This window comes from Pantoea sp. CTOTU46764 (genome assembly GCF_031974595.1).
In the GTDB taxonomy this organism is placed as follows: domain Bacteria; phylum Pseudomonadota; class Gammaproteobacteria; order Enterobacterales; family Enterobacteriaceae; genus Pantoea; species Pantoea trifolii.
Genome location: NZ_DALYOQ010000007.1, coordinates 1 through 17,115, shown reverse-complemented (window position 1 = coordinate 17,115; position 17,115 = coordinate 1). Strand labels below are relative to the sequence as shown.

At 53.6% G+C, this 17,115-nt stretch carries 14 protein-coding genes and 2 pseudogenes; 11 read left to right on the top strand and 5 right to left on the bottom strand.

Annotation, left to right across the window (positions count from 1 at the left end; all coding sequences use genetic code 11):
- Window positions 1-20 precede the first annotated feature (20 nt).
- Window positions 21-1,442: an exodeoxyribonuclease I gene (gene sbcB / locus RTM06_RS04355; protein WP_312180189.1), complete on the bottom strand. Its 1,422-nt coding sequence runs from the start codon at window positions 1,440-1,442 to the stop codon at window positions 21-23.
- 201 nt (window positions 1,443-1,643) lie between these two features.
- Between sbcB and dacD the strand changes: the two genes are divergently transcribed.
- The 4 genes from dacD (at window position 1,644) to tmaR (ending at window position 5,186) form a co-directional block, all read left to right on the top strand.
- Window positions 1,644-2,810 (top strand): serine-type D-Ala-D-Ala carboxypeptidase DacD, encoded by a 1,167-nt coding sequence (gene dacD / locus RTM06_RS04350; RefSeq protein WP_312180187.1) that lies wholly within the window; start codon window positions 1,644-1,646, stop codon window positions 2,808-2,810.
- 88 nt (window positions 2,811-2,898) lie between these two features.
- Window positions 2,899-3,363, top strand: coding sequence for a GyrI-like domain-containing protein (locus RTM06_RS04345; RefSeq protein ID WP_312180186.1), 465 nt, complete (start codon window positions 2,899-2,901; stop codon window positions 3,361-3,363).
- A 282-nt stretch (window positions 3,364-3,645) separates the two neighbouring features.
- Window positions 3,646-4,704, top strand: coding sequence for an FUSC family protein (locus RTM06_RS04340; protein WP_008110562.1), 1,059 nt, complete (start codon window positions 3,646-3,648; stop codon window positions 4,702-4,704).
- A 161-nt stretch (window positions 4,705-4,865) separates the two neighbouring features.
- Entirely contained in the window at window positions 4,866-5,186 is a 321-nt protein-coding gene (gene tmaR, locus RTM06_RS04335) for a PTS system regulator TmaR (protein WP_008110563.1), read from the top strand.
- Between the two features lie 86 nt (window positions 5,187-5,272).
- Here the strand turns inward: tmaR and RTM06_RS04330 are convergent.
- The 3 genes and pseudogenes from RTM06_RS04330 to RTM06_RS04320 all read right to left on the bottom strand — a co-directional run bounded on the left by RTM06_RS04330 (window position 5,273) and on the right by RTM06_RS04320 (window position 8,207).
- Window positions 5,273-6,090 (bottom strand): annotated as a pseudogene (locus tag RTM06_RS04330) (glycosyltransferase family 8 protein).
- 18 nt (window positions 6,091-6,108) lie between these two features.
- Complete coding sequence (locus tag RTM06_RS04325; RefSeq protein ID WP_312180184.1) at window positions 6,109-7,491, bottom strand: D-arabinono-1,4-lactone oxidase; 1,383 nt, start codon at window positions 7,489-7,491, stop codon at window positions 6,109-6,111.
- Window positions 7,492-7,565: 74 nt separating this feature from the next.
- The gene (locus tag RTM06_RS04320) at window positions 7,566-8,207 is read right to left on the bottom strand and encodes a TetR family transcriptional regulator (protein ID WP_154157341.1); all 642 of its coding nucleotides are present in this window, start codon (window positions 8,205-8,207) and stop codon (window positions 7,566-7,568) included.
- 212 nt (window positions 8,208-8,419) lie between these two features.
- Between RTM06_RS04320 and RTM06_RS04315 the strand changes: the two genes are divergently transcribed.
- From RTM06_RS04315 to RTM06_RS04295, 5 genes are all read left to right on the top strand, one after another.
- The gene (locus RTM06_RS04315; RefSeq protein WP_312180179.1) at window positions 8,420-9,247 is read left to right on the top strand and encodes a MetQ/NlpA family lipoprotein; all 828 of its coding nucleotides are present in this window, start codon (window positions 8,420-8,422) and stop codon (window positions 9,245-9,247) included.
- Between the two features lie 12 nt (window positions 9,248-9,259).
- Window positions 9,260-10,390: an ATP-binding cassette domain-containing protein gene (locus RTM06_RS04310; RefSeq protein ID WP_312180177.1), complete on the top strand. Its 1,131-nt coding sequence runs from the start codon at window positions 9,260-9,262 to the stop codon at window positions 10,388-10,390.
- Window positions 10,371-11,027 (top strand): methionine ABC transporter permease, encoded by a 657-nt coding sequence (locus RTM06_RS04305; protein ID WP_312180175.1) that lies wholly within the window; start codon window positions 10,371-10,373, stop codon window positions 11,025-11,027. The genes RTM06_RS04310 and RTM06_RS04305 overlap by 20 nt, the downstream gene beginning before the upstream one ends.
- 111 nt (window positions 11,028-11,138) lie before the next feature.
- Window positions 11,139-12,338: a M20 family metallopeptidase gene (locus tag RTM06_RS04300; RefSeq protein WP_312180173.1), complete on the top strand. Its 1,200-nt coding sequence runs from the start codon at window positions 11,139-11,141 to the stop codon at window positions 12,336-12,338.
- A gap of 11 nt (window positions 12,339-12,349) precedes the next feature.
- Window positions 12,350-13,651, top strand: a complete 1,302-nt coding sequence (locus RTM06_RS04295) for an NtaA/DmoA family FMN-dependent monooxygenase (protein WP_312180171.1) — start codon at window positions 12,350-12,352, stop codon at window positions 13,649-13,651.
- Here the strand turns inward: RTM06_RS04295 and RTM06_RS04290 are convergent.
- Window positions 13,648-16,359, bottom strand: a complete 2,712-nt coding sequence (locus tag RTM06_RS04290; RefSeq protein ID WP_312180169.1) for an AAA domain-containing protein — start codon at window positions 16,357-16,359, stop codon at window positions 13,648-13,650. The two genes, RTM06_RS04295 and RTM06_RS04290, sit on opposite strands and share 4 nt — an antisense overlap.
- 278 nt (window positions 16,360-16,637) lie before the next feature.
- On the opposite strand from RTM06_RS04290, the pseudogene RTM06_RS22755 reads away from it, so the two are divergent.
- Window positions 16,638-16,739 (top strand): annotated as a pseudogene (locus RTM06_RS22755) (diaminopimelate decarboxylase); the annotation flags it as partial.
- Window positions 16,740-16,753: 14 nt separating this feature from the next.
- Window positions 16,754-17,056 carry a helix-turn-helix domain-containing protein gene (locus tag RTM06_RS04285; RefSeq protein ID WP_008104780.1) on the top strand — a complete coding sequence of 101 codons (303 nt, stop codon included), beginning with the start codon at window positions 16,754-16,756 and terminating at the stop codon, window positions 17,054-17,056.
- Window positions 17,057-17,115: the final 59 nt, after the last annotated feature.

Sequence of the window (17,115 nt, the reverse complement as noted above, 5' to 3'; positions counted from 1 at the left end):
ATCAAACCGCAGAGGACAAACTAAGACACCAGCTCCTGCGCATACAAATACAGCGCTTTCAGCTGTGCCATCTTCTCCGCATTCCCCTCATGCAAACTCGCCAGCGACTCCAGTTCCAATAGAAACGCCTGCACGCGCTCAGCATTCAACGCTTCGCGGCGATGCTGCAGCCAGCGCTGCTGCTCGGCGTCATCCAGCGTGCCAGGGAAATTACGTGCGCGATAGCGGAACAATAGCTTAGCAATGCGCTTATCTTCGAAGCTCAAATCCAGCGCCGGTAAGTTTTGCGGCGGCGTCTGACGGATAATATTCATACCCGCGCGATCGGCGTCGCTGAAGAAACCGTCATACAACTGCGCATCCACATCATCCGAGGGCGTAAACGGTTCGGCGTCGGCAAACAGCGCCACCACTTTCTCACGCATTTCCGCGTGTTCGCGCAGCAGCTTAAGGTTAGCGAGACACTGCTGACGATCGATATTCAGGCGTGCGGCATCTTCCGGACGCAGCGTGCTCGCGGGCGCCAGCACCGGACACTTATTAATATGCACCAGCTTGATCGGCACCGCAGGCAGATCGCCCAAATCGCTGTGACGGGTATACAAACGCTCACGCAGTTCATCTGACCCAAGCTCCAGCAGCGGCGACATATCACCGGCCAGATCGGCGACAATCAGCGCATTACGATTATCCGGATGCCACGCCAGCGGCACAATCCAGCTGGTGTTACCGCGCGCCGCGCCGAACATGCCGGAGACGTGCACCAGCGGTTTCATCTGCGGGATATCAATCAGCGTCATCAGTTTCTGTTTGTTGCGATGGGTAAACAGAAACTCAAACAGCTTCGGCTGCTTCTCTTTCACCAGTTTCGCCATCGCCAGCGTGGCATAAACGTCCGACATCGCATCGTGCGCTTGCTCGTGCGCCACACCGTTGGCCCTGGTGAGATGCTCCAGCTTAAAGCTTGGAAAGCCATCGTCATTTTCCGGCCACTCAATGCCTTCCGGGCGCAACGCGTAGCAGGCGCGCATCACATCGAGTAAATCCCAGCGTGAATTGCCGTTTTGCCAGCTCCAGCCGTACGGATCATAGAAGTTGCGATAGAAGATATTGCGGGTCACTTCATCGTCGAAGCGCACATTGTTGTAACCAATCACACAGGTTTGCGGCTCGCTAAACAGGCCGTGAATGCGTTCGGCAAACGCTGCTTCTGTTACGCCACGCGCTTTGGCGGTTTGCGGCGTAATGCCGGTGATCATCACCGCTTCCGGCTGCGGCAAATAATCGTCGGCTGGCTGGCAATAAAACACCTGCGGTTCACCTACCGCGTTGAATTCTTTGTCGGTACGCAGGCCCGCAAACTGCGCAGGACGGTCCAGCGACGGGCTTTTACCGAAGGTTTCATAATCGTGAAATAAGAAGGTGAACTCAGAGGCGGGCACGGCGTTATCCTGGCAATGGAGAATCAACGCACAGGATAGTCGTCCCTGGATAGCAGTACAACCTCGATCATCCTCGCTGCGAGCGGGCGCGCAGCATTTATGCGCAGTTCATACTTTTTTTCAATTTATTCAGATCTGTAAGCGCTATTTGCCGTAAAACGTGCGGCGGTAAATTCATTTTTTGATTTTGAGGAAGAAGTGTTGAAAAGGCGTCTGCTGGTAACTGTATCTGGAATGATTATTTGGGCATCGTTGGCGCAGGCCGACGACAGCATGCCATTTCCCCTGACGCCACCGCCGATTGATGCGGCTTCGTGGGTGTTGATGGACGCCACAACCGGACAAATTCTCACTGCCGGCAATCCGGATGAAGAGCGTAATCCGGCCAGCCTGACCAAACTGATGACCGGTTATGTCGTGGATCGCGCGATCGATCAGAACAAAATCAGCCGCGATGACAAAGTCACCATTGGCAAAGATGCGTGGGGTGCGGGCAATCCGGTGTTTAAAGGTTCTTCGCTGATGTTCCTCAAGCCGGGCGATCAGGTCACGGTGCGCGACCTGATGCGTGGCGTGATTATCGATTCGGGTAACGATGCCTGCGTGGCGCTGGCGGATCACGTGGCTGGCAGCGAAGGCAGCTTCGTTACCATGATGAACAGCTATGTGCAGAAGCTCGGTCTGTCGCACACCCATTTCGAAACCGTGCACGGCCTTGATGCGCCGGGTCAGCACACCACCGCACGCGATCTGGCAGTGCTGTCGCGCGCTATCATCAGCGGCGAGCCCGATTTCTACGCCATGTACGGTGAGAAAACCCTGAGCTGGAACGGCATCACCCAGAACAACCGCAACGGCTTGCTGTGGGATCAAAATCTGCACGTCGATGGCCTGAAAACCGGCCACACCGAAAGCGCTGGCTTTAACATCATCGCCTCCAACGTCGTTGGGCGTCATCGCTTGATCGCGGTGATCATGGGCGGAAAGAGCCCGAAAGGACGTGAAGATCAGGCGCGCAAGCTGCTGGTGTGGGGCCAAAACACCTTTGATACCGTGCAGCTGTTCCACGCAGGCAAAAAAATCGGCAGCGAAAACGTCTGGTATGGCAATCCGCATAAAGTGGATGTCGGTACCACGCAGGATATCTACCTGTCGCTGCCGCGCACCGAAGTGGCCAACGTGATGGCGAAATACGTTATCGATCGTAAAGATCTGGAAGCGCCGCTGAAAGCGGGCGAGCAGATTGGTGAAATTCAGGTGATGGATAAAGATAAGCAGCTGGCAAGCTATCCGCTCTACGCGCTGCAAGCGGTTGATCAGGCTGGCATCATGACGCGCATCAGCGATTACGTGAAACAGAAACTGTAATCCGTCGCGTATTTCCGCGTCATCATCGTCGCCGTGCTGCGGCGGTGATGGCACAATCGCTGTTTCTGCTGCTGATGAGAGGCAAGTTATGAAAGCATCGATTGTTGAACGTAATCCGCAAAGCTGGCTCGGTTATCATCTGCAAGGTCCGTGGCAGGAAACCGTGCCGCGCGGCTTTAACCAGCTGAAAAGCTGGGTGAGCGAGCACAAGGTTGAAGGCGAATGGCTGGCGATCTATTACGGCAATCCGCAGGAGCTTCCGCCTGAAGCGCTGCGCGTGGAAACGGTGATTACCGCGCCAGAGGAGATGATTCCGGCGGCGGGCGACGATATCGAAAAAGGCTTATTGCCGGGCGGCCGCTATTTTCACGCGCGTGTTGAAGTGCTTAACAACGATTTCTTCAGCGCGTGGCGCAGTTTGTTCGATAGCTTAAATGCGCAGGGCGGCTGGCAAGTGGACAATCGTCCGTGCTTTGAGCATTACCTTTCTGATGGATCTGACAGCGGCGACTGGTTGGTGGATATGTATATTCCGGTACGTGCGGCTGATTAAATTACGCGGTCACCCTAAATGGCGACCCTACAAAACCGCACCCGTTCGGTCACCATAAATGGCGACCCTACACAACCGCACCCGTAGGGTCGCCATTCATGGCGACCTTATCAATAACCGCACCAAACCCATTGCGTTACATCAATGTTTCCATTGGGAAAATTAGATGTAACACCCATGTTGTATTTCAGCAAAACACGAAAAATAATTGCGTTCGACCCTGATGATGCAGCCGTTGCCAGGGTAACATAGCGCGCAAATTTTTAGCGTTCCCGGACAACCATGTTACGCGCTGACAAGCCCATCTCGCAGATTGAGTTCTGGTTCTACCGCCACTATCGCGCCGTGCACGGCGTGCGCATCGCTATCGCCTTTGTGCTGTGCTTCCTGTTTGTACGCCTCACAGACATTCCCGAAGGCACCTGGCCGCTGATTACGCTGGTAGTGGTGATGGGGCCGATTTCTACCTGGGGCAACGTGCTGCCGCGCGTAGTGCAGCGTATTAGCGGCACCTTCGCCGGTCTGATATCCGGCCTAATCGCGCTCAAACTTGAGCTATTTTCGCTGCCGGTCATGCTGGTGTGGTGCGCCATCGTGATGGTGGTCTGCGGCTATTTGACGCTGGGCAAGCATCCCTACATGGCGTTGTTGATCGGTATCACGCTCGGCGTGGTGGTAGGCGCACCGGCCGGGGATTTCACCATCGCCATGTGGCGCGGCGGCGACGTGATTCTTGGTTCGCTGATGGCGCTGCTGTTTAGCGCCATCTGGGCGCAACGCGCGTATACACATTGGCGTATCCAGCTATCGGATGCGTTTATTGCCATGGCCAAGCTGCATCACACCGGCTTCTCCGCCAATCTGCTGGAGAAACCGCGGCTGAATAAACCTTTCCAGAAACTGCTGAGCGGCGTGATCAAAATGCGTGCGCTGCTGGAACCGGCGAGCAAAGAGACGCGCATTCCGAAATCGGTGTTTGAGGCGATCCAAACGATTAACCGTAATATGGTGAACACCATGCAGATGCAGATTGATGCATGGTGGTCGTCACGTGAAAGCCACTTGATTATGCTCAACGCGCCCACGCTGCGTCGCACCCAGCAGATGACTGAAGACACGTTGAATGCGCTGGCAACGCTGATGGTGAAAGGCGAAACCGAGCAGATCACCGCCAATAGTCACGCGCTGGAGGAGATCACCCAGGAACTGGAGCAGCTAATTGCCAATCGCAGCGGACGTTCTGAAACCACGGCGATTTACGGTTACGTCTGGCTGAGCCTTGAACAGGCGCGTCAGCTGGAGCGTATGACCGATTTAGTGCGTCTGGCGCTGCGTAAATAGTTTTCTCAGGCAATGACTTAATGTGAATCACCCTTTCTTTGCGTTAAGATAAGCGCCAGTCCGAATTTAGCGGTGAGAATTGCAACCCTGGCGGCCAAGCCGCTAAGCTAAACGTTATGACTATTCCGCCTGCCGACGCAGGCCTCAAGAAAGGTGCCAACATGGAAAATGCCAAGCAATCATTTCAGGACGTACTGGAGTTTGTGCGTATGTTCCGTCGTAAAAACAAACTGCAGCGCGAAATCGTGGATAACGAGAAGAAAGTCCGTGATAACCAGAAACGTGTGCTGCTGCTGGACAACCTGAGTGAATACATCAAACCAGGCATGAGCATCGAGGCGGTGCAGGAAATTATCGCCAGCATGCGTGTGGACTATGAAGACCGCGTTGATGAGTACATCATCAAAAACGCTGACCTCTCCAAAGAGCGTCGCGAGCTGTCGAAGAAGTTGAAAGCGATGGGCGAGCCAAAAGCGCAATAAATCGTAGGGTCGCCATTCATGGCGACCTGGCGCGCAGTAATGCGCAATTCATATGAAACAGCGCGATAATCATCGCGCTGTTTTTTTTATTCCGCCGCCAACGCCCACCACAGCTTATCCAGCGCGTAATAACGGTCGCGTTCCGACTCGGGCTGATTCAAATCGCGTTTCCACGGTTTCGCCAGAATGAAGTGCAGGTTCTTCACTTCATCTTCGCGCCACATCTTGCTGTGCTGGAATGGCAAGGTTTTCAGCGCATTGTATTTATACGAAAGCGGCAGCCAACGATCTTCGAACACTTCATTGAGTAAATCCTGCTCGGAGAACGGATAGCGACGCAAATCGGTAATGCCCGCCACTTTCTCCTGCAGCCACTCAAACACCGCCAGATCCGGCTTCAGCACCAGGAAACCGCCGTTCAGATAGCGATCAAGCGTGGAGGGTGCCGGTTCGCCGCGATCCTGCCAGGTATAGTGACAACTCTCCGGCTGCCAGCTGGCCGGATAGCTGGCGATCTTGTTGGGATTGCAGCGACAGGCGTGACACGCTGCCAGCGCATGCTTGCCCAGATCGAGCGTAAACAGCTCATCCATATTGCGCAGCACCAGCATATCGGCATCGAGAAACACCACGCGCTCGCAATCCACCAACTCCCACGCGCGCAGTTTGCTCCACACTTCACCGAACTGCGCCGAAGCGTAATGCTGCTCCAGTTCGGCATTTGGCATCAGCGGATCCACCGAATGGATTACGCAGCCCAGCGCTTGCAAGGCTTCACGCGTCTCCAGATCGATGGCATCGGTGACCATCACAATCAGCGGCCAACGGGTTTCACCGAGCGGTGCAGCGCCTTCACGCCAATAAAATAGTCCGGCTGCGTTAACAGCGTTACCCATGCAAACATGGTTTCTCCCCCTCAAACTTAATCAAACAAAGCAGTGACATAGTCATTGCTAAAACGGCGTTGCGGATCGAGCTGATTGCGCACCGCGCGGAAAGCGTCCCACTGCGGATAGATATCGCGCCACTGATAGCGCTGCGGGTCGTAATATTTGCCCCAGTGCGGACGTCCGCCTTCGGCTGCCAGCAGCTTCTCCACCTCAGTGAGAAAATGCAGGCCATCCTGCGACAGCGAACCGTCATCGGCGTAATAGACCACGAAGCCGAAGAAGCAGGTAGCGTGCTGATACGCCGGACTGAGCCAGGCTTCAGACGCGCCGGTACAACGTAGAATGATCGGATAGTGCATATGCGGATGATTCTCGGCATACCACGCTTTGATCTTGCTGATAATCTCCGGCGTTTTCTCCAGCGGCACGCCGATTTCGACGTTGATCTGCGGTACGGCAATACCGCGACAAAACAGCTGATAGATATCGCCACTGATGTCGGTGAAATCGCGGAAGCGCGTCACGGTGCGGAACTGTTTGCCGCCTTTTCCGTGAATCTGCGTATCGCGATGCATCTGTGCCAGCGTCTGATCGATGGTCTCATTCAGGCTGCTGTCGGTGTCATCGCCATGCTCAATCACCTCACGCTGATTGGCATGCCAGGCTTCAGCCTCTTCGTCGCTGGCTTCATGCGCGTTCCATACGTGCATCAGGTTGTCATCGACAAACCACCAGGCTTTGCTCATCTCATACTGCTGATTCCACTCCACCAGATCCTTTTCCAGCGTATCGGCGGAGACGGCAAACTTGTGGCAGGTAAACAGGCGGAAAGGGCGGGTACGCAGCGTCACGGCGGTAACAATGCCTAAGGTGCCGAGCGAAACCTGCGCGGCGGCGAAATCGGGCTCGCCGCGCACGAATTCACGCACGCTGCCGTCGGCTAACACCATGCGGATGCGTAGCGCTTCATCGGCGATTGAGCTTTGCGCCAAACCCTGGCCGTGCGTGCCGGTGGCCATCGCGCCCGCCAGCGTTTGCACCGCGATCACACCCGGGGACGAGGCCAGCATGCGATCCATCCCGGTTAAGGTGCTGTAAACCTGCTCCAGCGGCGTGCCGGCGGCAAAGGTGACGCTGTCGGCATCTTGCGCAATCACGCCATTGAACGCGCTGAGATCCAGCAGCAAATCCTGCTCATTCACGCCCAGCATGCGGCCCGGCGACAAGCGACTGCCCAGTACGCGCACTTTGCCGCTGGCGGCGCGCAGCAGTTGTTGTAACTCCGCTTCAGTTTGCGGCTGTTGTAACTGACTGCGCTGACCAACCACCGTGTTTTGCGCCCAGTTCCACAGTGCGCTGTCCTGGTCAGTATTGTGCGTATGGCGTAAGGGATAAAGGTGGGGGTCTTTGTTCACTACGGCGTTCCTTAAATTGAGGTCTGTGACGGTCCCAGGATTTAAAGCGTAGACCATCACTGCAAAGCCGCAGTCTACGGGGCTTTGCGCACGTAACGCAGCGTGGCGGTGACGGCTAACTGACGGTTACGACGGATGCTGTCTTCCTCGCTATCGTTTGGCGTGAACAGCGTGTGAAAGGTGTAACGATTAGAGACGTGGTGCACACAAATGCTGCTGAGCAAGCGGTGCACGTCGACGGTGTCCAGCCCATCAATAAACAGCCCTTGCTGCTGGCCGCGCGTCAGAATGTCATCCAGCAGATCGAGCGCACTCTTATTCAATGCCTTGATACGTTCGGATTGCATGATGTAGCGCCCGCGCAGCAGGTTTTCGGTACACACCAGCCGCATAAAGTCCGGGTGGGAAACGTGGTAATCGAAGCTGGCTTCCACCAGTTTGGTCATTGCCAGTTCCGGCTCCATCTCGGCGAGATTGAGGCCCGTTTCGTGCTCACGAATCGCCTGATACACCTGCTCCAGCACCTCAATATAAAGCTGCTCTTTATTGCTGAAGTGGTACACCACCATGCGTTTGGTGGTTTGCGCGTGCTCAGCGATCTGCTCCAGCCGCGCGCCCTGCATGCCGAACTCGGCGAACATCTTCAGCGCACCGGCAAGGATGCGTTTCTTCAGCCCTTCAGGGTCATTTTTGCGTTTAGTTGTGGTGTCCGACATAGCGCTCAGTAATAAATCCATCAAAAGGAAAGGATAACACAGCCATTTTCTCGCTGGTGGCGATGCGAGCCGCACGGCAGCTTTATTCTTTTCAGGAATAGCTTTCCTGAATAAATCATAATGCAGGAATAAGCATCTGCGTATACTGCGGTCATCTGTCGTTACGACAGCTTATTTTGACTCGCGCAATTATAACGATTAGGAAGCTTTTTATGCACACACGTCTGTCGTCGGTAAAAAATAAATTCTTGTTAAGTGCTGGGGCTTTGCTGCTGGCCAGCGCGGCGCTGTCGCCGTTATCCATCGCGCACGCAGCGGATAAAACCTCGGTAAAAGTCGGCATCATCAGCGGCGAAGATGAAGATGTCTGGCGCGAAGTGATCAAACAGGCGGCGGCAAAAGGCTTAACGGTGAAAACCGTGATCTTCAACGATTACAACCAGCCGAACGAAGCGCTGCAAAACGGCGAAGTGGATGCCAACGCCTTCCAGCATCAGCCGTTCCTCAATAACCAAATCAAGGTGAATCACTACGACATCGTGCGCGTTGGCGATACCGCCGTGTGGCCGATTGGTCTCTACTCGAAGAAAGTGAAAAGCGCCAAAGCGTTGAAAGAGGGCGCGGTGATTGGCGTGCCAAACGATCCCTCTAACGAAGCGCGCGGTCTGGTGCTGCTTGAGCAACAAGGCCTGATCAAGCTGAAGCCGGGCGTCGGCATCGCGGCCACCACCGCGGATATCACCGCCAATCCGCATCATCTGAAAATCAAAGAGCTGGATTCCGGCATCATCGGCCGCTCCGTTCCAGATCTGGATGCCGCCGTCGTCAACACCGATTGGGCGCTGAAAAGTGGCCTGACCGCCGCAGATCGCATTGCGCAGGAGCCGGTAAAAGATAATCCGTACAACAACTTTATTGCGGTGAAGAAAGAGAACGTCAGCGCGCCGTGGGTGAAAACGCTGGTGGCGTCTTATCAGAACGATGCCGTGAAGACCGTGTTTGACAAAGTCTACAAAGGCACGGGCGAAACGGCCTGGTAAGGAACGAAAAAGATGACGCTATTCTCAGCAGTCGAAACGCCCTTTACCGCCGTGAAACGTGGCGTGGCGGAAAGCACGCATGACGGGGCGCAGGTGACGTTTCGCGACAGCGGCAGCGTGGTGCGCCTGCAAGGCGTGTCACGTCGCTTTGGATCAACCCAGGCGCTGCGCGATATCTCGTTGACGGTGCAGAAAGGCGAAATTCTTGGCCTGATTGGACGCAGCGGCGCGGGTAAATCCACGCTGATCCGCTGTCTCAACGGACTGGAACAACCTGATGAAGGCGTCATTGAAATTGAAGGCCGCAACATTACCGGCCTGTCGGAAAAACAGCTGCAAACGGTGCGCAGTCGCGTTGGCATGGTGTTTCAGCACTTCAATCTGTTATCGGCCAAAACGGTGGCGCAGAACGTGGCGCTACCGCTGAAAATTGCCGGCATGGATAAAGCGCAGCGCCAGCAGCGCGTAGCGGAACTGCTCGAGCTGGTGGGGCTGGCGGACAAAGCGCAAAGCTATCCGGCGGCGTTATCTGGCGGCCAAAAACAGCGCGTTGGCATTGCCCGCGCGCTGGCGGCAAGCCCGGCGCTGCTGCTGTGCGACGAAGCCACCTCCGCGCTTGATCCGGAAACCACGCGCTCGATTCTGGCGCTGCTCAAATCCCTGAATCAAAAACTCGGCATCACCATCCTGCTGATCACTCATGAGATGGAAGTGATCAAATCCGTGGCGCATCGCGTGGCGGTGATTGATGCCGGAGAAATCATCGAACAAGGACCGGTGTGGCAGGTGTTTGCGCATCCCAGGTCGCAATTGACGCGCACGCTGCTGCGCGGTTTGCTGCCGCAGCTGCCGGAAAATATTGCCGCGCGCCTCAGCGATGAGAAGCAGGGCGATGCCATCTACAGTGTGCACTTTGCCGGTGACGATGCGCAGGGCGATCTGTTAACCCGTTTTGCCGGCGCGCTGCCGGGCAAATTCCGCTTGCTGCAGGGCGGCATCGATCACATCCAGCACTACGCGGTGGTGCGTTTCTTTATTGCGCTCCCGGCGGCGAATGCGGCCGACGAGCAACAGATTCTCAGCTGGCTGCACGCGCAGCAGGCTCAAGTGGAGTGGGTGGGTTATGTCGCCAGTGATGATTGATCTTTTAGTTAATGCGCTAGGCGAAACGGTATTAATGACGGTGATTTCCGGCCTGTTTTCGCTGGTGGCGGGTTTGCCGCTCGGCTTGATTCTGGTGATGACCAGCCCTGGCGGCATCGCCGAACATCGCGGCGTTAATCGCGTGCTGGGCTTGATCATCAACAGCTTCCGCTCGCTGCCGTTCATTATTCTGCTGGTGGCGCTGATCCCCTTTACCCGTTTTCTGGTCGGCACCTCGCTCGGCACCTGGGCAGCGATTGTGCCGCTGTCGATCACCGCCACGCCGTACTTTGCGCGCGTGGCGGAAGTGTCGCTGCGTGATGTCGATCGCGGGTTGATTGATGCGGTGCGCGCCATGGGTGCCAGCAAGTTGCGCATTGTCTGGGATGTGCTGATCCCGGAAGCGCTGCCCGGCATTCTGTCTGGTTTTGTCGTCACGCTCGTCGCGCTGATTGGCGCTTCGGCAATGGCCGGCGCGATTGGCGCCGGCGGACTGGGTGATCTGGCGATCCGCTACGGTTATCAGCGCTTTGAAACCTCGGTGATGATCGCAGTGATCGCGGTGCTGATTGTGCTGGTGTGCGGCATTCAGTGGGTCGGCGATCGATTGGTGCAGCACATCGATAAACGTCATTGATTCACACCCCAAATTATTGCGGCCATTTAAACGGTGGCCATGAATGGCCACCCTACAAATTCACGTAGGGTCGCCATTTATGGCGACCGATATGCAACAAGGAGAATGCTCATGTCGCTGAATCCGCTTCAGCTTACGCTCGAAAACACCCTCGAACAGAACAGCGCTAAATTCATCTCGGTCGCCAAAGCGATATTTCAAAACCCCGAAACCGGCAACAACGAATATTTCGCCAGCGAGCAGCTCACCCAGCTACTCACGGCGCAGGGTTTTGCCGTCACGCGCAACGTCGCCGGTCATGAAACGGCGTTCTATGCGGTCAAGTCCAGTGACAAACCGGGCCCCACCATCGCTTTCCTCGCAGAATATGACGCGCTGATCGGCATCGGCCACGCCTGCGGTCACAACCTGATTGGCACCACCAGCGTGGCGGCAGCCATCACGCTGTCGCAGGTGCTGGATCAAACCGGCGGACGCGTGGTGGTGTTAGGCACGCCAGCGGAAGAGGGCGGATTAGCCGGACCGGGCGGCCCGAAAGGCAACGTGAAAAAGCGCTTTGTCGAAGCCGGATACCTCAAAGATGTCGACGTGGCGTTGATGGTGCATCCCGCGGGCAAAACCCGGCTGACCGAATCCACACTGGCCAATAATCATCTCTATTTCCACTTCTATGGCAAGCCATCGCACGCCGCCAGCGCGCCACACGAAGGCATCAACGCGCTGGATGCGCTGGTGCTGCTCTACAACGGCATCAGCGTAATGCGTCAGCAACTGCCGGATGGCGTGCGCGTGCACGGCATTATCACCAACGGCGGCCAGGCCCCGAATGTCATCCCGGAATACGCGTCGGCGCATTACTACATCCGCGCTGACAGCCGCGAAGTGGTGGAATCTCTTGAGCCGCGTCTGCGTGCCATCGCTGAAGGCGTGGCGCTGGCAACCGGCGCACGCGTCGAGATTGATCATCAGATTGGCCCACGCGATTTCAAACTGAACGCAGCGCTGGATGCCTTGCTGCTGGAGGAGTTCACGGCGGCAGGCGAAACCGTCGATCTGTCACCGCAGAAGAACAAAGTTTCCACCGATGCTGGCGACATCAGCCATGCGGTGCCGACAGCGCATCCGTGGCTGAAAATCGGCCCCGACGATCTGATTTTCCACACCGTGCCATTCCGTGAAGCGGCCAACTCCGAGCGCGGCTATCAGGCGCTGCTGATTGGCGCGCGCGTGCTGGCACGCACCGGCTTACGTCTGCTGACCGATGCGGACGCCTTAAACCATGTCAAAGCGGATTTCGCGCGACAATTATAAAGGAGAGTGTTGTGTCGCAAACCTATCGCAGAAAACTGAAAACGCTGGTCGGCGCCAGCAGCGTGATTTCCGCCGTCAATGATAGCCAGCCGGGCGTGGGCATCACGCGCGCCATTGAACTGGCGAAAATTGCCGAGCGCGAAAAGATTACCGGGCTGTTCACCGCCGATTTGTTGCAGGCCGATCCGGCCGGATTAGCGGGCACCACCGGCACGCAAGATCCGCTGATTGCGCTAGCGGCATTGAGCCAGGTGACCTCGCATATCGGCTTGATCGCCACCGTCAGCACCAGCTGGCTGCATCCGTATAATCTGGCGCGTCAGGTTGGCACGCTCGATCATATCAGCGGCGGCCGCGCGGGCTGGAATGCGGTGACCTCATCGGTTGGCGAAGAGAACTTTGGTGAAAGCCAGCTGCCGCCACCGCAGGAGCGCTACGCGCGCGCCACCGAATTTATCGAAGTGATGAACGCGCTGTATGACGCCAATGAACGCGCAGCAGTGCAGCGCACCGCCAGCGGTGGCATTAAGCTCGACCACACTAAACTGCATCCGATTAATTATCGCGGTGACTATTTCCAGGTGGCAGGTCCGCTCAACGTACCGCCGCCGCCACAGCGCCGTCCGGTGCAGTTTCAGGCGGGACAATCTGAAGCGGGCGTTACGCTCGGCGCACGTTATGCCGAAGTGATTTACACCTCGCAGCCCACGTTTGAGGCGGCACAATCCTTCGTGGCTGATGTGCAGCAGCGGGCGCGACGTTTCGGTCGCGAACACAATCCGCCGCTGATCATGAACTCTTTCCACGCCATCATTGGCGACAGCGATGCTGACGTGGCGCGCCGTTTGCGCGATAAGCATGAACGCATCAACTACGAGCAGGGCAGATTACGCGTGGCCGATATGCTGGGCGGTGAGGGGGATCTGCGCGATTTGCCGCTGGATCAACCGCTGCCCGCCGCCTTTATTCCCGAGCTGGCGCAGGTGTATCGTCGTCAGGGGCGCGCCGCCATTTTCCGTGGCTATGCGCTGGAAGGATTAACTTTGCGTGAGTTGATCATCAAAGCTGAAGAGACCGGCCACTGGTTTGTTGCCGGAACGCCAGAAACCCTGGCCGAAGCCATTGAACAGCGTTACCGAGCTGGCGTGCTGGATGTGATTTCACTGCATGGACTCGGCCAGACCGATCAGCAGGATTTGCTGCTCAATGGGCTGCTGCCAGAACTGCGTCGCCGCCAGCTGATTGATACGGATTATGTCGGCAACGATTTCCGTAGCAGCCTGGAACTGGCAGCGTTGCCTGTGAATGATTAAGCTAATTGCGGACTTGCGATGACTCTTGGTTGTTTCTGCTGGAGCGCTTCGGTAAGAAAGTCCGCAATTTTCTCTTCAATATGACTATCAATAGTGCGTAGACGGAGTAAGGCGATACCACATTTAGTGAGCACCGATTGCTTCAGCTGATCCCGTTCCGCTTGTGCCGCCTCTGAATGTTGGCCGCCATCAATTTCAATAACAGCAAGGGCCTGTTTTCCTACACAATAGTAAAGCACAAAATCGCAGCTAGCCCCTTGATCCATAAACTGTTTCTCACGCGATGTAAAGATGCTGCTCGGCATAACAATCAACTGTTTGAGTGGAATCTGGCTATGTAGGCGAAGCGCTGAAAAATGCGAGATTTTTAAGGCGTCTTTAATTAAACGCGCTGCAATCTGCTCAGATTTATAGGCTGAATCTTCAGGGTTTAACCGCCTTTTTAATCTCTCAAGAGAGTGATCGTACTCTTCATAAAGCAAATCGAAAGCAGAGATGACCGGACTTTGAAAAATGTTATCGCTATCGGCATAATATTCCATATAGCGAATCAGTGCGGCAATATGTTGGTTTTTTTGGGAAAACACATTATCACCTGTCACCAGAGTAAAATGACGTTTAGCGCGCGATATTGCCACATTGATTAGTTGTGGATCATCAACGAACGCAATTGATTGCGAACTGGCCTTTTTATCAAGCACTGTTGAAAATACAATTTTATCACACTCTCGACCCTGAAATTTATGCACAGTGGCACTGACAAAACTCTGGTCTAAATAGCCCTTAGAGAGATCAACTTGTGCATTATAAGGGGCAATAAATCCGCACTGAGAGTGTTCATGCCAATCCAACGCATTCATTGACTCTATTTCTCGCAGATTACTATTATCTCGATTATGATTACCCTTGGCGGTAATCACTAAAGACAAGGCTTTTTCACCCTGATCGCGTGTCATTGTAATTAATTGATTATCGTAAAACTGTTTATTACAGAATTGAATGATTTTAGGATGACAGCGATAATGCTCTTTCAGCAATGTTATAGGGATGTTTTTACCGTATACGCTCAATACTGAATCCAAAATACTATAGCGTTGACAGTCGTAAGCGGCTAATGGCGCTGCAATATCAATAGTTAATTTCGCAGGTACGTGTGGGAGTTGCTTGCGGTCACCGACAATCACTACATTAAACGCACACGCCAGTGCAAATACGCCGGGTAAAATATCCTGCTGCGATGCCTCATCAATAATAATGTAATCCAGCGGGTTATCAGAGCCAACGGAACTAATAATTGAGTAAGTTGTGCTACCAATAACAGGAAAACGCTTTAAAAATGCACTTAGATTATTACGGTAATTATCTTCGTTTATCTCTTCAATTGGACTGATATTTTGGCTCAGGTGAGCCTTCAAAAAGTCGAGGGAATCCTGTGAGGTTTTTTTAATCACTTGCGAAACATCACTGTGCTTTAACGACTTCTCAGCTTGTTCAAGCTTTCCTTTTACGAGTGTCAGACGTTGGCGATAATAGTAACGCTGAAGAGCATAGAAACAAGTCATTCTTTTTTCACGAGTATTAAGGGGGCGCGTATCAATGATGCCAAAGCGGAAGAGAAGTGCAAAGCGATCAGCCAGATCCATTTTTTCACGTGTCATGGATTGCAATAGGACCATTAAATCTGCAGTTTTCTTGGGTGTCAGGCGATATTTATCGATTTTCCAGTCCAGGTAAATAGAGTGGTTATTCATCCACTGAGTAAGATATTTTTCCTCAATATTTAATTCGTCAATTTCAGCCAGATAACTTGCTTTATCATATTGTGCCTGCAAGTGCGATTTAATCTCAATGAATGCATTAGCGATCTCTTCTTTTGGCGGTACTGCACTCTTCGGTATATCTGGTAAAGTAGGTGGTTGGGCAAAAAAAGTTGACTTGTTATCGTTGTTGCCAAGTTTTGCCACCACATGCCCTAATCCGTACTCTTCAAGTTTCTTATAGACATTTTCTACAGCAGCATTATTATTGGATACCACGGCAACACTTTTATTCTCTATTAAAATGTTGGCAATAATATTCAGAATCGTTTGTGTTTTACCGGTCCCCGGAGGACCTTCAATAACGGAAAGTTGCGAACTAAAAGCCTGCTCTACAGCCTGCATCTGGCTTTGGTTCATGCCAAAGGGATAGATAAGTTTCTGTGAAAATTTACGCTTCTCATTATTCCCGGTTAGATAAGCATGGAGAGCGGTATCCCGTATTGGGGAGATTTTTGATAGCTGATTGGCCAGGTTTTGAGCAATCATAGTTTGATTGCTCGATGCACTTTTGACGCGAGCGTTTGCGGTGTTAACCAGATAGGAAAATAATGCATTATCTTTATAATTGGCAGAGTTAAATATCTCAGCGTTATCAGCCTTCATGAGGTAGCGGTAGCTGTTACCAGGATAGGTATAGAGCACATATTTATCGCCGACCTTAATGGCACTTTCAATGTTCTGAAATTTAGTCGTACCTTTCTTACGTAATAGAGTTCCGCTGATATATTCTGTTGGCTCAATTTGGCAATCATCCAGGGGCCATGAATATTCCTTGCCGGAGTGAAAAATTCCTTTGAGCTCCAATTGATGCTTACTTTTGTTGTATTTTAAACTCCAGTCTTTAAGCTGAGCGGTACGATCTTCACCGTTTACTACGATCTTCGTCATTTTCCCATCCATGAGTAGCGTTAATGATTCCAAGACTATACCCGCAGACGTGTTGGGGGTGAAGTTTTCTCAGTTATCCTTTTGTTTTTCATTATGGAACCTATCTCCACACTTCCACGCACAGTTACTGCATTTCTTCTCACATCACGCCACACTCCGATTATCGCTTTACACCTATATAGCTTTAGGCCTATATTAATGGAGGTTAGTGTGTGGCAGATTGAAACGACGGAGCGATTTGATCGCTGGTTGATGTCGCTTGATGACACAGGTCGAGCTTGTGTGCTGGCAGCAAGGTGGGAAATGAAAAGCGCTTTTATGCTGAGATGATTCCGCTGGCCGATCGTGAATTTACCGAGTACTTAGAGAAAAAGAGATGAAAAGGAGTAACGCGATGGGGAGAACGCTGGAACAGATTCTTGCTGATGAGAAGCCTGAAGTCGTTGCTAACGCACAAGCGATGGCGGAAGAGATGCTGCTTAATATCCACCTTGCCGAACTGCGTGAGAAAGTGCAGAAAACTCAGGTGGAAATGGCACAGGCGCTCAATATCAAACAACCGACTGTTGCGGGTATGGAAAAGCCGGGACGCGATCTTAAGCTTTCAACGCTAAAGCGTTACATCGAAGCGGCGGGGGGAAAATTGCGTCTGGATATCGAGTTGCCTGATGGTTCGCATTTCGAATTCGTAGTGTAAGAACCCAGATGCTCGCCATAAATGGCGACCCTACCAAAAACACCGGAACAATGTAGGGG

Excerpts from the sequence above, each read along its gene's own strand:
- tmaR (WP_008110563.1), top strand. The coding sequence starts at position 4,866 with ATGGAAAATGCCAAGCAATCATTTCAGGACGTACTGGAGTTTGTGCGT.
- RTM06_RS04290 (WP_312180169.1), bottom strand. The coding sequence starts at position 16,359 with ATGACGAAGATCGTAGTAAACGGTGAAGATCGTACCGCTCAGCTTAAA.
- RTM06_RS04345 (WP_312180186.1), top strand. The coding sequence starts at position 2,899 with ATGAAAGCATCGATTGTTGAACGTAATCCGCAAAGCTGGCTCGGTTAT.
- RTM06_RS04285 (WP_008104780.1), top strand. The coding sequence starts at position 16,754 with ATGGGGAGAACGCTGGAACAGATTCTTGCTGATGAGAAGCCTGAAGTC.
- RTM06_RS04305 (WP_312180175.1), top strand. The coding sequence starts at position 10,371 with ATGTCGCCAGTGATGATTGATCTTTTAGTTAATGCGCTAGGCGAAACG.
- RTM06_RS04320 (WP_154157341.1), bottom strand. The coding sequence starts at position 8,207 with ATGTCGGACACCACAACTAAACGCAAAAATGACCCTGAAGGGCTGAAG.
- RTM06_RS04315 (WP_312180179.1), top strand. The coding sequence starts at position 8,420 with ATGCACACACGTCTGTCGTCGGTAAAAAATAAATTCTTGTTAAGTGCT.
- RTM06_RS04310 (WP_312180177.1), top strand. The coding sequence starts at position 9,260 with ATGACGCTATTCTCAGCAGTCGAAACGCCCTTTACCGCCGTGAAACGT.
- RTM06_RS04340 (WP_008110562.1), top strand. The coding sequence starts at position 3,646 with ATGTTACGCGCTGACAAGCCCATCTCGCAGATTGAGTTCTGGTTCTAC.
- RTM06_RS04300 (WP_312180173.1), top strand. The coding sequence starts at position 11,139 with ATGTCGCTGAATCCGCTTCAGCTTACGCTCGAAAACACCCTCGAACAG.